This window comes from Rhodococcus sp. OAS809 (assembly GCF_040546695.1).
Lineage (GTDB): Bacteria > Actinomycetota > Actinomycetes > Mycobacteriales > Mycobacteriaceae > Rhodococcus_F > Rhodococcus_F qingshengii.
The window spans coordinates 401,153-416,636 of sequence record NZ_JBEPOI010000002.1; the positions used below are offsets into that span (position 1 = coordinate 401,153).

At 62.9% G+C, this 15,484-nt stretch carries 15 protein-coding genes; 12 read left to right on the forward strand and 3 right to left on the reverse strand.

The window, feature by feature from the left end; translation table 11 throughout:
- The first annotated feature begins 83 nt into the window (after positions 1-83).
- The 12 genes from ABIE52_RS05055 to ABIE52_RS05110 all read left to right on the forward strand — a co-directional run bounded on the left by ABIE52_RS05055 (position 84) and on the right by ABIE52_RS05110 (position 12,126).
- Entirely contained in the window at positions 84-722 is a 639-nt protein-coding gene (locus tag ABIE52_RS05055; RefSeq protein WP_192712934.1) for a cell division protein FtsQ/DivIB, read from the forward strand.
- A gap of 239 nt (positions 723-961) precedes the next feature.
- Positions 962-2,149 carry a cell division protein FtsZ gene (gene ftsZ / locus ABIE52_RS05060; RefSeq protein ID WP_003941788.1) on the forward strand — a complete coding sequence of 396 codons (1,188 nt, stop codon included), beginning with the start codon at positions 962-964 and terminating at the stop codon, positions 2,147-2,149.
- Positions 2,150-2,257: 108 nt separating this feature from the next.
- On the forward strand, positions 2,258-3,025 hold the full coding sequence (gene pgeF, locus ABIE52_RS05065) for a peptidoglycan editing factor PgeF (protein ID WP_007733207.1): 768 nt from the start codon (positions 2,258-2,260) through the stop codon (positions 3,023-3,025).
- Positions 3,026-3,031: 6 nt separating this feature from the next.
- A complete protein-coding gene (locus ABIE52_RS05070) occupies positions 3,032-3,781 on the forward strand; it encodes a YggS family pyridoxal phosphate-dependent enzyme (protein ID WP_007733204.1) in 750 nt (249 codons plus the stop codon).
- An 85-nt stretch (positions 3,782-3,866) separates the two neighbouring features.
- Positions 3,867-4,517, forward strand: a complete 651-nt coding sequence (locus ABIE52_RS05075) for a cell division protein SepF (protein ID WP_003941752.1) — start codon at positions 3,867-3,869, stop codon at positions 4,515-4,517.
- Between the two features lie 189 nt (positions 4,518-4,706).
- Entirely contained in the window at positions 4,707-4,985 is a 279-nt protein-coding gene (locus ABIE52_RS05080) for a YggT family protein (RefSeq protein WP_003941780.1), read from the forward strand.
- Between the two features lie 126 nt (positions 4,986-5,111).
- Entirely contained in the window at positions 5,112-5,939 is an 828-nt protein-coding gene (gene wag31 / locus ABIE52_RS05085) for a DivIVA-like cell division protein Wag31 (protein WP_003941722.1), read from the forward strand.
- 49 nt (positions 5,940-5,988) lie between these two features.
- On the forward strand, positions 5,989-6,303 hold the full coding sequence (locus tag ABIE52_RS05090) for a hypothetical protein (protein ID WP_007733197.1): 315 nt from the start codon (positions 5,989-5,991) through the stop codon (positions 6,301-6,303).
- 281 nt (positions 6,304-6,584) lie between these two features.
- Positions 6,585-9,698, forward strand: a complete 3,114-nt coding sequence (gene ileS, locus ABIE52_RS05095; RefSeq protein ID WP_042453572.1) for an isoleucine--tRNA ligase — start codon at positions 6,585-6,587, stop codon at positions 9,696-9,698.
- Between the two features lie 68 nt (positions 9,699-9,766).
- Positions 9,767-10,105 carry a TfoX/Sxy family protein gene (locus ABIE52_RS05100; RefSeq protein WP_192712921.1) on the forward strand — a complete coding sequence of 113 codons (339 nt, stop codon included), beginning with the start codon at positions 9,767-9,769 and terminating at the stop codon, positions 10,103-10,105.
- 36 nt (positions 10,106-10,141) lie between these two features.
- Positions 10,142-11,506 (forward strand): DNA polymerase IV, encoded by a 1,365-nt coding sequence (locus ABIE52_RS05105; RefSeq protein WP_042452844.1) that lies wholly within the window; start codon positions 10,142-10,144, stop codon positions 11,504-11,506.
- 116 nt (positions 11,507-11,622) lie between these two features.
- Positions 11,623-12,126, forward strand: coding sequence for a WKL family lipoprotein (locus tag ABIE52_RS05110; protein WP_039973321.1), 504 nt, complete (start codon positions 11,623-11,625; stop codon positions 12,124-12,126).
- 82 nt (positions 12,127-12,208) lie between these two features.
- Here ABIE52_RS05110 and gad read toward each other — a convergent pair whose 3' ends face one another.
- From gad to ABIE52_RS05125, 3 genes are all read right to left on the reverse strand, one after another.
- A complete protein-coding gene (gad, locus tag ABIE52_RS05115; protein ID WP_042921836.1) occupies positions 12,209-13,600 on the reverse strand; it encodes a glutamate decarboxylase in 1,392 nt (463 codons plus the stop codon).
- A gap of 142 nt (positions 13,601-13,742) precedes the next feature.
- Positions 13,743-14,510: a sensor domain-containing protein gene (locus ABIE52_RS05120; RefSeq protein WP_354541463.1), complete on the reverse strand. Its 768-nt coding sequence runs from the start codon at positions 14,508-14,510 to the stop codon at positions 13,743-13,745.
- Positions 14,507-15,433, reverse strand: a complete 927-nt coding sequence (locus ABIE52_RS05125; RefSeq protein WP_003941753.1) for a hypothetical protein — start codon at positions 15,431-15,433, stop codon at positions 14,507-14,509. The genes ABIE52_RS05120 and ABIE52_RS05125 overlap by 4 nt, the downstream gene beginning before the upstream one ends.
- Positions 15,434-15,484: the final 51 nt, after the last annotated feature.

The window sequence follows — 15,484 nt, forward strand, 5'->3', positions numbered from 1 at the left end:
CCGAATCGCGATACTCGACGCGGTCGACGGAGCCGGCTCCCGAACCCACACCGACTCGTAAGTGGTTCAAGCGACCGCTGATCGTGGCACCGCTGGCAATCGTGCTGGTGGTGGGAATTGCGTTGACGGCTTGGTTGTCTCCGGTGCTCTCGGTCCGGGGCACCGAAGTTCTCGGTGCGACGACCGTCAGTGAGGAACAGATCCTTTCGCTCCTGGCCGTACCGACCGGTCAGCCGTTGATGCGGGTAGACACCGGCGCCGCCGCCGCACGTGTGGCGACGATTCCGAAGGTGGCCTCGGCTCGTGTGCAGCGGATGTATCCGTCGACTATCCGCGTCACCGTCACCGAACGGGTACCGGTCGTCTTCGTCGACTCACCTGAGGGTGCACACCTGCTGGACGAGAAGGGCGTCGACTTCGAGATGGGCGTCCCGCCGCCCGGGGTTCCGCGTCTGGTGACACCGACGCCCGGGTGGAACGACGAGCCGACGCTTGCCGCGCTCGAGGTGTTGTCGGTGTTGCCGCCGGATCTGAGATTTCAGGTGAGAGAGGTTGCCGCTCGGTCGATTTCGAGTGTCACGCTGACTCTGCTCGACGGTCGCGTCGTAAACTGGGGCGGTGTCGAGCACTCGGATCGTAAGGCTGCTGTGACGCTTCCGCTGTTGACCCAACCGGGGCAGACGTACGACGTGTCCAGTCCCGATCTGCCGACGGTCCGATAGCGCACGGTGCAGCCGTGCGTCAGTGCGCAGCAAATACTTCGGTGTGTCTCGGCGCGCCTAATGGCGGAACGCGACGACGGTGCATAGCGTTTCGTTTCAGATCGAATACTTGACATAACTCTAACCCTGTGGTTGAGGTTTAGGGTTGTTCTCGAAGAGCATGAAGCTACAAAAACAGCAGTAACAAAGACAGCAGCACTGACAAGCAGCGTGAAACACGACACGGAAGGCGAGAGCCGATGACGCCCCCGCACAACTACCTCGCCGTAATCAAGGTCGTCGGCATCGGCGGCGGCGGCGTGAACGCAGTCAACCGCATGATCGAACAGGGACTCAAGGGAGTCGAGTTCATCGCGGTCAACACGGACGCGCAAGCCCTTCTGATGAGTGACGCCGACGTCAAGCTCGACGTCGGTCGTGAATTGACCCGTGGCCTCGGCGCCGGTGCCGACCCGGAAGTGGGTCGCAAGGCAGCCGAAGATCACAAGGACGAGATCGAAGAGGTCATCAAGGGCGCCGACATGGTGTTCGTGACCGCAGGCGAGGGCGGTGGCACCGGAACCGGTGGTGCCCCTGTCGTGGCAAGCATCGCCCGGAAGCTGGGCGCACTCACCGTCGGTGTCGTGACGCGACCGTTCTCTTTCGAGGGCAAGCGTCGTGGGGGACAGGCGGATACCGGAATCCAGGCGCTCCGCGAGTCCTGCGACACACTGATCGTCATTCCCAACGATCGCCTGCTCCAGCTGGGTGACGCGGCCGTCAGCCTGATGGACGCGTTCCGCAGCGCGGACGAGGTTCTCCTCAACGGCGTCCAGGGCATCACCGACCTCATCACCACTCCGGGTCTGATCAACGTCGACTTCGCGGACGTCAAGGGTGTCATGTCCGGTGCCGGTAGTGCGTTGATGGGAATCGGTTCCTCGCGGGGTGAGGGACGCGCGATCAAGGCGGCGGAATCCGCGATCAATTCCCCGCTCCTCGAAGCTTCGATGGAAGGCGCCCGCGGCGTGCTCCTGTCGATCGCCGGCGGTAGCGATCTGGGTCTGTTCGAGATCAACGAGGCGGCTTCGCTGGTGCAGGAAGCTGCCCACATCGACGCCAACATCATCTTCGGAACGGTCATCGACGATTCACTCGGTGACGAGGTTCGTGTGACGGTCATCGCTGCGGGATTCGACGGAGGAGCTCCGGCTCGTCGTCCCGTGGAGTCGACCGCGCAGGGACGTGGAGCTATCGGCGCCGGGCGCGCGGGTGAGGTCGGCCGGTCGCCGGTGGCCGCCGAACCTGCTGGCGAGCAGCCGATTTCCGCAGCGCGCGAGACCACCGGTTCGGGCAGCTTGCCTCCGATCGGTGGCCCCCGCCATGCGCCGGTCCAGGAAGACGAGGGCGACGACGACGTCGACGTGCCGGTCTTCATGCGTCGCTGACGTAGGGCTACAAACAGTTTCGAGAACAGGGTGCCCGGAATTTCTGGGTACCCTGTTCTTGACTGGATGTCCGGTCACGTCTGAGCCGGACGACAACTTTCGACGTTTGTGAGCACACTTATCTTGAGTACCGAGAAGTCGACCACCCGCACCCGCATTCGCCGCGTCGTGACCAGCCGAGCCGGTGGTGTTTCCGCGTCACCGTACGAGTCGTTCAATCTGGGCGATCACGTCGGAGACGATCCGGCAGCCGTCGATGCGAATCGCCGACGTCTGGCACGCGAAATAGGCGTCGAGCCTGACCATCTCGTGTGGATGGAACAAATCCATTCGCGCAACGTCACTGTCGTGACGGAACCGACCGACGAAGTGATTCCGGTGACGGATGCTCTGGTCACCACTGTTCCCGGCCTGGCGCTAGCCACCCTCAGTGCAGATTGTGTTCCCGTTCTGCTCTCCGACGAGGAGGCCGGTGTGATCGCGGCCGTTCATGCCGGACGGATCGGTGCCCGCATCGGTATCGTCCCGCGCGTCCTCGCGGAGATGGTGCGTCAGGGCGCGGACGTTTCGCGTATCGGCGCCTTCCTCGGTCCGGCTGCGAGCGGACGCCAGTACGAGGTTCCCGCTGCGATGCGCGCGGACGTGGAAAAGCACTTGCCGGGCAGCGCAACTCGCACCGAGAAGGGCACGCCGGGGCTCGATCTGCGTGCGGGACTGCGTAAGCAGTTGCTCGCCGCGGGTGTGTCCGGTGTCGCCGAGGACCCGCGGTGCACGATCGAGGATCGCGCGTTGTTCAGTCATCGCCGAGAATCTCTGACCGGGCGTCAAGCTGCAGTGATCTGGATGGAAGCGCCCGCAGCGCAGGAAACCGTCTAGGCAGAAATGCGCGAGACGGAAATGCGGCTGACAGAAATATCGACGGCACTCGACTCGGTGAGGGCGCGATTGGCGGCCGCCTGCCTTGCCGCCGGTCGCGAGGTTTCCGACGTAGCACTGCTGCCGGTGACCAAATTCTTTCCGGCGTCCGACGCTCGAATCCTGTACGAACTGGGTTGCCGTGAATTCGGTGAGTCTCGTGAGCAGGAAGCAGTGGAGAAGGTCGCGGACTTCGACGGCGCTGCACAGACGGGCGCGATCGATGATCCGGTTCGCTGGCACATGATCGGACAGTTGCAGCGCAACAAAGCTCGGTCGGTAGCGAAGTGGGCCTATGCAATTCACTCGGTGGACAGTGCGCGACTGGTCGATGCACTCGATCGGGCTGCGCTGAGTGCTTTGTCGGACGGTGAGCGCACGGAGCCGCTCCGGGCGCTCATCCAGGTAAGTCTCGACGGAGACCCCGCGCGTGGCGGAGTTCCGACGGGCGAGCTAACGCCTCTCGCCGAGCGGATCGAATCAGCCGAAGGTCTCGAATTCGCGGGACTGATGGCCGTCCCGCCGCTTGGATCAGATCCGGACGAGCAGTTCGAAATCCTCCGCAGGGCACATCTTTTGATCCTCGAATCGCATCCCCGGGCAACCGAACTCTCGGCCGGTATGACCGGCGATCTGGAGGCTGCAGTGCGCCACGGATCAACCTGCGTGCGTGTCGGAACCGCACTGCTCGGCTCACGACCAGTAATCTCGAGGTGATCGCTCAGGTGATCGCCCAACCCGTCCACACCGCTGCGACCGGTCGCAGTCGGATTGATTCCGCCGCGCCAAGGAAGGTCGATCAATGAGCAACCTGCATAAGTTCAAGGCTTACTTCGGCATGGTTCCCCTCGATGACTACGAGGACGAATACGTGGAGGAGCCCGATCAGGCTCGCCGCGCACCCCGTCGTAGTCACGACGGCTATGCCGAGCGCGACGACCGCGAGTTCGTCGAACCTGCCTTCTCGAAGGCGAGCTACGCGCCCAGTCGTCGTGACGAAGAGGACGCGGAGTTCGATCGCTACGATTCCCGGCCCCGCGTCGACACCGTTCCCAGCCGCAGCAGCCGCCCGGCGATGGCGCCGCGCCCGGCAAGCCGTGGCAACCTCGCGGTCGACGCGCGCGCAGAGCGACCCGAAGCGCGACGTGCGCCGGTTGTCGACGACGGCGGCCCGCTCGCCAAGATCACGACACTGCGTCCGCAGAGCTACGCAGAGGCCCGCACGATCGGTGAGCGGTTCCGGGACGGCACTCCCGTCATCATGGATCTGGTCGACATGAGCAACGCCGACGCGAAGCGTCTGGTCGATTTCGCGGCCGGCCTGGCGTTCGCATTGCGTGGTTCTTTCGACAAGGTAGCCACCAAAGTGTTTCTTCTCTCACCGGCCGACATCGACGTTTCCGCCGAGGAGCGCCGTCGGATCGCCGAGACGGGTTTCTACAGCCAGAAATGATGGTCTCGACCGCAGTCCGGCCCCTGAGCAGGGGTGACGTGAGCACATTCGAACGGCGGCCCGCCTCGGCGGACGCCGCATTCGGACCCATCGCCGGCCGTTACAAGACGGACTCGATGCGGACCGGTTCCGGAATTGCTGCGGTGTGTCTGTTTTGGACACACCGCAGAAGTCAGGCAGAGTGAGGGTGTGGACGCGCTTCTCTCTGTGATCTATCTGGTGCTGGTTGTCTTCTGGCTGTTGCTGATCGGCAGAGTGATCGTCGAGTTCGTTCGTTCGTTTGCCAGAGATTGGCGACCGACCGGATTGGTCGCAGTCATTCTCGAAACCATTTTTACGATCACCGATCCTCCGGTGAAACTGCTCCGCAGGTTGATCCCCCCGATCAACCTCGGTGGAGTTCGCTTGGATCTATCCATCATGGTCTTGCTTTTCATCGTCATCATCCTGATGTCGGTTGTTCGCTGAGCGCAGTCCGAGTGAGTGGTATGCCAGAATGGATGCCATAACTCATCCAGTGGTTCGCCACTACGTAGACTGTGTTGCAACTGAATGCTTGCTAGACCGCCAAATGACGCGTGAAGGGATCCTTCCATGCCGCAACTGACTCCAGCTGACGTGCACAACGTTGCGTTCAGCAAGCCGCCTATCGGCAAGCGTGGCTACAACGAGGACGAGGTCGACGCATTCCTCGACCTCGTCGAGCAGGCGCTGTCGCAGCTCATCGAAGAGAATGCGGACCTGCGCCAGCGCGTAGGTGAGCTGGATCAGGAGCTCGCGGCTGCCAAGAAGTCGCCGGCACCTGCTCAGCAGGCAGCACCCGTCGCAGCGCAGCCCAAGCCGGAGCCCGCTCGGGTCGTCGAACCGCCCAAGCCTGCACCTGTTGCAGCGCCGGTTCCCGCCGCCGCTGCCGTTGCAGCGCCGCAGAGTGGCGACACCCACATGCAGGCCGCAAAGGTCCTCGGACTGGCTCAGGAGATGGCGGATCGCCTCACCAACGATGCCAAGACCGAGTCCGAGCAGCTGCTCGGCAGTGCCCGCACCAACTCCGAGCAGCTCATGAGCGAGGCTCGCAGCAAGGCTGACGGCATGATCGCGGATGCGCGCAACAAGTCGGAGGCGATGCTCACCGACGCTCAGACTCGCTCCGAGACCCAGCTTCGCCAGGCTCAGGAGAAGGCAGACGCTCTCAAGGCGGACGCCGAGAAGAAGCACACCGAAATCATGGCGACCATCAACCAGCAGCGTTCGGTCCTCGAGGGCCGTATCGAGCAGCTCAAGACGTTCGAACGCGAGTACCGGGTGCGCCTGAAGTCCTACCTGGAATCGCAGCTCGAAGAGCTCGAACAGCGCGGCTCGGCCGTTCCGGTCGACGGTGGACAGGATTCCTACAGCCCGTCCTTCGCCAAGGGAAACAGCTGACCGAGAGCGCCCCGTCGGCTCAGCTATCGGACCGGACAAAGGTTGATACGTGCTGGTCGTGACGTTGGTTCTCGCGGGAGTTGGTTTCGCTCTCCTGATCGTCGCCCTGACCACAGGGTCGCTGATCTGGGCGTGGGCATGTATCGCGATTTGTGTAGCAGGTGCCGTCCTCCTGCTGGTCAGTGCGCTGACCAGCAGGAAGGCGGTTCCTTCGTTGGATGACCCGGCATCGGGCAGCGGAATGTCGTCGCCTTACGGTCGAGTCGAGAGTTCCTCGAATTCGTCGATCGACGATGCAGCCACCGCCAACGATGACAATCAGAGAAATCATGGCGAGTCGCCGGGTGGCCCCGACAAGTCCTAGGGCGAGTTCCGACAAGGTCCAGGACGAGTATTAGACTGTCCAACACGAATACCAGGCTGTGATCCGGCAATCACCGGGGAGCTTTCGGAAGAACGGTTCTTGTCGCTTCAGGCGCCCAGAACTCAGTAGAACCGAACGGGTGAGCCCGTCACAGCTCGATCGAGTGGCACCTCGGGATCCAAGCGCGGATCTACGGGGTGCAAACGGGGTGGTACCGCGGTGTCGGCGCACAAGCGCCACGTCGTCCCCGTGCCGAGTCCGACTGGCACGAGGAGATCGCCATGGCGAGTAACGGGTATCCCAAAGTCGACTACGGTGTCCCCGCCGACACCGGAGTCAAGTTCCCCGAACTGGAACAGAAAGTCCTGAAACAGTGGGACGACGACGACACCTTCCGTGCGTCGGTTTCCAATCGGGACGGCAGCGAAGAGTTCGTTTTCTACGACGGACCGCCCTTCGCAAACGGTTTGCCGCATTACGGTCACCTGCTGACGGGGTACGTCAAGGACCTGGTGCCGCGCTTCCAGACCATGCGTGGACGCAAGGTCGAGCGACGCTTCGGCTGGGACTGCCACGGACTGCCCGCAGAACTCGAAGCGGAGAAGCAACTCGGCATCAAGGACAAGGCCGAGATCGAAGTCATGGGTCTGGCCAAGTTCAACGAGTACTGCAAGGCCTCGGTGCTCAAGTACACCGACGAGTGGCGCGACTACGTCACCCGCCAGGCACGTTGGGTCGACTTCGACAACGACTACAAGACCCTGGACGTCGACTTCATGGAGTCCGTCATGTGGGCCTTCAAGGAGCTGCACGACAAGGGCCTGATCTATCAGGGCTTCCGCGTGCTGCCCTACAGCTGGTACGAGCAGACTCCGCTGTCCAATCAGGAGACTCGTCTCGACGACGCGTACAAGATGCGTCAGGATCCTGCAGTCACGGTCGACATGCCGCTGGTCGCTCCGGGTTCACCATTGGACGGCGCAAACGCGATCATCTGGACCACGACTCCGTGGACACTGCCGTCCAACTTGGCCACTGCGGTTCATCCCGAGGTCGACTACGTCCAGGTGCTCGGCGAGGACGGAAAGCGGTACGTGCTCGCGGAAGCACGGGTTGCTCATTACGCACGTGAGCTGGGGGAGGACCCCGAGGTCGTTTCCCGTCACAAGGGCGCCGAATTGGTCGGACTGTCGTACACACCGCCGTTCGACTTCTTCCTCGGACATCCGAACGCGCACGTCGTGCTTTCGGCCGACTACGTGACAACCGATTCCGGAACCGGAATCGTCCACCTCGCACCGGCTTTCGGTGAGGAGGATATGGATGTCGCCACGGCCAACGGTATCGAGGTCGTGCAGCCGCTCGATCCGGGTGGAAAGTTCACCTCGATGGTTCCGCCGTACGAGGGCTTGATGGTCTTCGACGCCAACCCGGTCATCATCAAGGACCTCAAGGCCGCTGGAAAGCTGCTGCGGCACGAGACGATCGAGCACTCGTACCCGCACAGTTGGCGCAGTGGGCAGCCGCTCATCTACATGGCGGTTCCCTCGTGGTTCGTCGCGGTCACCAAGTTCCGCGATCGCATGGTCGAGCTGAACAAGGACATCACGTGGGTGCCCGAGCACATCCGTGACGGCCAGTTCGGCAAGTGGCTCGAAGGTGCACGCGACTGGAACATCAGCCGAAACCGCTACTGGGGCAGCCCGATCCCGGTGTGGGTGTCGGACGATCCGCAGTACCCGCGTACGGACGTCTACGGATCGCTCGATCAGTTGGAGGCAGACTTCGGTGTGCGTCCGACCGATCTGCATCGCCCGATGATCGACGACCTGGTCCGCCCGAACCCCGACGACCCGACCGGGAAGTCGATGATGCGCCGCGTTCCCGAGGTGCTCGACTGCTGGTTCGAATCCGGTTCGATGCCGTACGCGCAGGTGCACTACCCATTCGAGAACCGTGAATGGTTCGAGGGCCATTTCCCGGGCGATTTCATCGTCGAGTACAACGGGCAGACTCGCGGCTGGTTCTACACGCTGCACGTGCTGGCCACCGCACTCTTCGATCGTCCGGCGTTCAAAACCGTTGCTGCGCACGGCATCGTGCTCGGCGACGACGGACTCAAGATGAGCAAGTCCAAGGGCAACTACCCGGACGTGAAGGAGGTGTTCAACCGCGACGGCAGCGATGCCATGCGATGGTTCCTGATGTCTTCGCCGATCTTGCGCGGCGGAAACCTCATCGTGACCGAGCAGGGCATCCGCGAAGGTGTGCGTCAGGCATTGCTCCCGCTGTGGAACGCCTGGAGCTTCCTGCAGTTGTACGCGCCGGAATCCGGTGTGTGGCGTACCGATTCGGAGAACATCCTCGATCAGTACATCCTGGCCAAGCTCGCTACCACCCGCGACGTGATCACCGAGGCCCTCGAGGTCAACGACATCGCCGGCGCGTGCGACGAGCTTCGGTTGTTCTGTGACGCACTCACCAACTGGTATGTGCGACGGTCGCGTTCGCGGTTCTGGGACGAGGATCGCGACGCGATCGACACCCTGCACACCGTGCTCGAGGTCGTGACGCGTCTCGCTGCGCCGCTGTTGCCGCTGGTGTCCGAGGTGATCTGGCGCGGGCTGACCGGGGAGCGCTCGGTTCACCTGGCTGATTGGCCCGAGGCGTCGGAGCTCCCCGCGAACCCCGAGCTGGTAGCGGCGATGGACGACGTCCGGACCGTGTGCTCCACGGTGCTGAGCCTGCGCAAGGCGCAGAATCTGCGTGTTCGTCTTCCGTTGCCCGAGGTCACGGTTGCGGCGCCGGATGCCGAGCGTCTGCGTCCGTTCCTCGGACTGATCGCCGACGAGGTCAACGTCAAGAAGGTCGATCTGACCGATGACGTCGACGTGCACGGGCGCTTCGAGATCGCGGTCAACGCGCGTGCTGCAGGACCGCGTCTGGGCAAGTCCGTTCAGACTGTCATCAAGGCGGTCAAGGCGGGCGACTGGACCGAGAACGCGGACGGCGTCGTGGTTGCGGCGGGCATCGAACTGCTGCCCGAGGAGTACACGCAGAAACTGGTTGCGGCCGAGCCGGATTCGACGGCGGCACTGCCGGACGGTGCGGGACTGGTCGTACTCGATTCCGCTGTGACGGAGGAACTCGAAGCCGAGGGGTGGGCCAAGGACCGTATCCGTCAGTTGCAGGATGCGCGCCGTGCTGCCGGTTTGGACGTCTCGGACCGGATCAACGTCGTACTCGAGGTTCCGCAGGACTGCAAGGAGTGGGCGGAGCGTCATCGCGAATTGATCGCCGGTGAGGTTCTGGCCACCTCGTTCTCGGTGGGTGAAGCGGGAGACGACGCCGTCGATCTCGGTGACGGTATCCGCGCCGCGATTACGAAGGTCTAATACCGCCAAATCTACTCCGGCTCCCCGATGAATGTCTGTATGTCGGGGTGCCGGAGTAGTTTGCTCTCATGAGTACGAGCGAGGAAACCGTGGCGCGCATTCTCGAGCAGTTGGAACCGCTCGACGTGCGGGCAAGGGCGATGTTCGGCGAGTACGGAGTGTATTGCGACGAGAAGATCGTGGGCTTGATCTGCGGAGACGTCCTGTTCGTCAAACCCACGGAGGTCAGTACCGAGTTCGGATCAGAGGCCGATCTGGCTCCGCCGTACCCGGGGGCGAAGGATTACTACCGGGTTCCGGAGGAACGGTTGCAGGACCTCGATCACCTTCACGCCTTCATTCAACGGACTGCCGACGTATTGCCCCTGCCGAAGAAGAAGTCGACCGAGAAGAAGGCGCGGACGTAGATTCTGCACCTACTTTTGAGAGAACCGTAACGCCCGATGAATCAAGGTGATCCCACACGAAGTCGCAGGTGGGTGCTGCATCTCGACATGGATGCGTTTTTCGCTTCCGCCGAGCAGTTGACGCGTCCGACGCTGCGAGGTCGCCCGGTGCTGGTCGGCGGCTTGGGCGGGCGCGGAGTGGTGGCCGGGGCAAGTTACGAAGCGAGAGTTTTCGGTGCGCGTTCGGCGATGCCGATGCACCAAGCACGCCGGATGGTCGGTGGCGGAGCGGTGGTATTGCCACCGCGGATGTCGTTGTATTCGGTTCTGAGTAAACGCACCTTCGACGCGTTGCGCCTTCGTATGCCGATCCTCGAGCAATTGTCGGTGGACGAGGCCTTCGGCGAACCGGTGGAATTGGCCGGAGTCGGCGCCGACGAGGTCCGCGCGTTTTGTGAGGACCTGCGGGCGTTGATCAAAGCCGAGACCGGGTTGGTTGCCTCGATCGGTGCCGGCGCAGGTAAGCAGGTCGCCAAGATCGCGTCGGGACTGGCAAAGCCCGACGGCGTCGCAGTGATTCCTCCCGGGATGCAGCACGAGTTGCTCGATCCACTTCCGGTGCGAAAGCTGTGGGGGATCGGTCCTGTTGCCGAGGAAAAGCTCAAGCGTCTCGGAATCGAAACCATCGGAGGGTTTGCCCGCACTCCCATAGCGGAGGTGGCGTCGATACTCGGAACCACTGTCGGACCGGGGTTGCATCGGCTCGCACAGGGGATCGACGATCGGCCGGTCGCCGAGCGTGCCGAATCCAAGCAGATCAGCGCGGAATCCACGTTCGCCGCAGACATCGTCACGATGGCACAATTGCGCGCGGCCGTCGAAAGTAGTGGTCGTGCAGCATTTTCCAGGCTGGAGAAGGACGGAAGAGCTGCTCGCACCGTCGTACTGAAGCTCAAGAAGTCCGACATGAGTATCTTGACTCGATCCGTGACGCTGCCGTTTGCCACCATCGACCGCCAAATCCTTATCGCGACCGCGCAGAAACAGGTCATCGATCCACAGGAATTGGGGCCGATTCGCCTGGTCGGTGTGGGATTCGCCGGTTTGTCCACGGTTCGGCAAGGATCACTTTTTCCCGAGTTGGATCAGGATGTTCCCGGCTATCCGGTCGAGACTCTCACGGGCGCCCTCGATGAGGCCGAACTCGACGTTCCGGTGGCCGCACGCGTCCCTCAGCGCTACTGGCACCCCGGTTTGGACGTGAAGCATCCAGAATACGGACACGGTTGGGTGCAGGGCGCGGGGCACGGTGTGGTGACGGTTCGCTTCGAAACCCGTTCCAGTGGAACGGGAATCGCCAAAACCTTTGCCGAATCCGATGAGGTGCTCGAGGTAGCAGATGCGGTCGACAGCCTTCTCTGAGGATGTCCTTAGACTTTTTCCGCTTACCGTTGGGTAATGTTGTCGACGATCCTCGAGCAAGCACGATGTTCGACTGACGCTCGAATGTGAACACCCGAATGGATAGGACTGAGAAGTTGAAGCTTCAGAAGATGACCGTTGCAGCCGTGGCGATCGCAGCAGCCCTGACGATGACCGCTTGTGGCTCGGACGGAGGAGATTCCGACAAGACCACTTCGGCGAAGCCCACGACCACCACCTCTGCGGCAGCTCCGTCTGAAGTTGTCCTTCCGACATCTGCCGAGCTCAACGGCAAGGTCGCTCAGGCACTCGACGAGAGCGTTCCGGCCGCAGACAAGGTCAACCTCGTCCAGGGCGCCGAGCAGGATCCCGAGCTGATCAACCAGGTCGCCGCTGCCGCCAAGGCTGCCGGCGCACAGGTCGAGATCCTCGACCCGGTCACCGACACGGGTAGCGAGACGGCAGCAGCTTCGCTGAACATCGTCGTCAACGGTCAGCCGCTGCAGCAGGGCCTGCAGGCGTCGTTCGTCTACGAAGACGGCGTCTGGAAGCTCTCGAAGACCACCGCTTGCCAGATCGTCGGCGTTGCAGGTCTGACCTCGCCGGCTTGCGCTGCTTGATCTCTCGGTAACACCTGAAACACCAGAGCGGCCGCCGACTCCCGAAGGGAGTGGGCGGCCGCTCTTCACGTGGTAAGCGACGTCAATGATGGAATCCCTCGGTGACGCGCGGCCGCGGCATCGGGCTGTCCAGTTCGTCGAGGAACGCGGTTTCCTCTTCGATGATGCGCAGCAGATTGGCCGCCAGGTCCATGCTCAGTCCGTTACGAACCACGATGCGCTGCACTGTCAGATCCGCGAGATCGTCCGGCATGGGGTAGGCCGGCACCAACCAGCCCTTGCCTCGCAACCGGTCCGAGAGGTCGTACAGCGTCCAGTTGGACGTGTGCCCCTCGGCGAGGCGCCACGCGAAGACCGGGATGTCGGAACCGTCGTTCCACAGTTCGAACGCGTCGAGTTTCCCGATCCCTTCGGCGAGAAATTTCGCCACGTCCTGGGAGGACTGCTGGATCGCGCGATAGCCGTCGTGGCCGAGACGCAGGAACAAGTAGAACTGCAGGATCACCTGAGCGCCGGGACGCGAGAAGTTCAGTGCGAAGGTCGGCATACTGCCGCCGAGGTAGCTCACCTTGAAGACGAGGTCGTCGGGAAGTAGATCCTGCGATCGCCAGACCACCCAGCCGAGGCCGGGGTAGACGAGCCCGTACTTGTGCGCCGAGGTGTTGATGGAGTGGACGCGTGGTAGTCGGAAATCCCATTCGAGTTCGGGCTGAAGGAACGGTGCGATCATCGCACCGGAAGCGCCGTCGACGTGGATGGGGACGTCGAGTCCCGTCTTCGCCTGGATCGCATCGAGTGCCTTCGAGATTTCCAGGACCGGCTCGTACATCCCGGTGTACGTGACGCCCATGATCGCGACGACACCGATGGTGTTCTCGTCGACGTACTTGTCCAGATCGTGACCGTCGAGGGTGCGGTGTTCCTCGCTGATCGGCACGTAACGCGCTTCGACGTCCCAGTAGTTGCAGAACTTCTCCCAGCACACCTGGACCGCGGAACTCATGATGAGATTTGGCTTTTCGGTGGACTTGCCCGCGGCTTTTCGTGCGTGCTGCCAGCGTCGTTTCATCGCCAGGCCGCCGAGCATGCAGGCTTCGGACGAACCGATCGTCGAGGTGCCGATTGCGTCCTTGGGGGAGGGTGAGTGCCAGAGGTCGGCAAGGATACGCCAGCAATAGGTTTCGATCGCGGCGGTCTGCGGATACTCGTCCTTGTCGATCATGTTCTTGTCGAACGACTCGGCATACAGTTTGGTGGCGTGATCGTCCATCCACGTGCTGACGAACGTCGCGAGATTGAGCCGCGCATTGCCGTCGAGCATCGTTTCGTCGTGGACGATCTGATACGCGGTCTCGGGAAGCATGCCATCGGGTTCGAGTGTGTACTTCGATGCAACCGAATCCTCGCCAGGCCTCGAGAAGATCGGATTGACGGCTACGTAATCGGTGTGATCTGACCTTCTGGGTTCCGGCATGAACTCTGGCTCCTCACATCAGTGTGTCGCGTTGGTCTGTTTCGTACCTACTCTCACCGTTCAGTGTGGACGGGCAGTTGTCAAAGGGTCTGTGGTCCCGAATCATTCGCGAAAGGCCGAGACAGGACGAATCCGCTCGTTGTCAGGGCGTTTGTGCGCGCAGGCGATCTGCGGCGGCCGATGCCATCGAGAGGAGAACATCGGGGGCGATCGGACTCGGCGCCGTCGCGGACAGCTGAGTCAACGTCGTCCCGACTGCGGCCACGATCGCGTCGGCAACCAAGGTGAAACCGCCACTCTCCGTGATGATTCGGAAAGCGAAAGACGCGTCGCCGATGTTCGGGTCCGACGCTCCGCCGACGCGATAGGTGATTGTCGTTCCGTCGGCATCGGTTCCCGAATACTCCGCACACCCAGCCAGCGTGGTCTGAAGTTTCTCGAAAGCTGCTGCTGCCGCGGTGCCGTCGGCGTACGAAGCAGAGTCCTGATCGATGCTCGTGAAATCGGGGCCGGTGAACATGTCGGAGAGGTCGGCGACCGATCCGGGAGCGTGGGTGGCTATCGGCGCCAGAACCTGGGCGCAGACGGCGGGGTCGGTGCTCGACTTGTCCGCCTCCGAATTTTCCGGCGCCGGTGCGAGGCCGAGGTCGTCGACCGGGTCGGGAACTACGTCGAAGTCGGCAGGTAGCTCGGACAGGGTGAGCGCGGCTCGTTGCAGGCCGTCACGGTCGAGAGGCGCCCCGCTCAGCGGTGCGGCCGGAGCAGCCGTGAACGGCGCCAAGCCGACCTGTGGGGCGGAAACCTGCGTAGTCGTGTCGGCACCAGGCGAGTCGTCCGAGCCGCAACCGGTCACGACGAACAGTGCCGCCGTTGCGGTCAGACCAAGTGCGAGAAGCGACCGGCGTGTCACGATTCCCACCGAATGCTGTTGGAGATGGTCTGCCGGATCACCGAGGAGCTGTCCGGGTCGCCGTATGCCTGGTCGCCGCCGACGGTCATCTGTCCGTCGATCGGCAAGGGGAGTGAGAGGTCGACGGTGAGGTTTCCGGAGCCGGCCATGACGTATTGATCGATGTTCAGCGTTCCGGCGTCACCAGCCAGGTTCCAGACCGGGCTCTGCGGGGTCTGCGATACGTCCACCGCGAGCGAAAGCCGATTGCCCTCGCGCGCGGTGAGCGTGACGGTGGTTGTCTGATCGAGCAGGATTTCGCTGCTGACTTGCTGCCGAACCACCCAACGTGCGCCGACACCGACCGGAGCGTCGGGGAGTGCAACGGTCCGGTAGACCGCTTGGCCCAGCGCTTGTTCGATTGCAGCGCGGGCAGCATTGGCCGAGTTGGCGGAGGGCTTCAACCGTAGGGCGGTGATGGCGCCCGAATCCGTGACCGACAATCCGGCCGCAGACCCGTCGGCCCCGCTCAGCGCAGCCTGCAGCGTTGCATCGGGCGAGGTCATCGACGACAGCGTGAGGTCAACGACTGCGGTGGGATCGTCAGCGGTCACGTTTGCCGAGAGCGGGATCGTGATCTCCGGCGAAGAGAAATCCTGCGCCGGTTGTTGATCGATCTGCTGACTCACGACGGCCTGGGTGACGAGCGTCGCCGTCTGCGTGGTGCCGACAGGCAAGTTCGTACGCAAAACCTCGCGCGGCTCGCTTCCCGCCTCGAGAACTTCGACCGTCGCGGCGGTCACCGGAACAGTCACCTCACTCGGCGAGGAGGTCGGGGTGTTCGGAGGTTGATCCGAGTCGCCGCAAGCGGTGAGAACGGTGGTGAGAGCGAGGGCAGCGAGGGCGAACGGAACGCGTCGGCCGGTCGTGGACAGCAGTGGCACGCGCTCCAGGCTAGCCGCAGTTGCAGAGTGCGTGACCCGGTGCGGTGAACA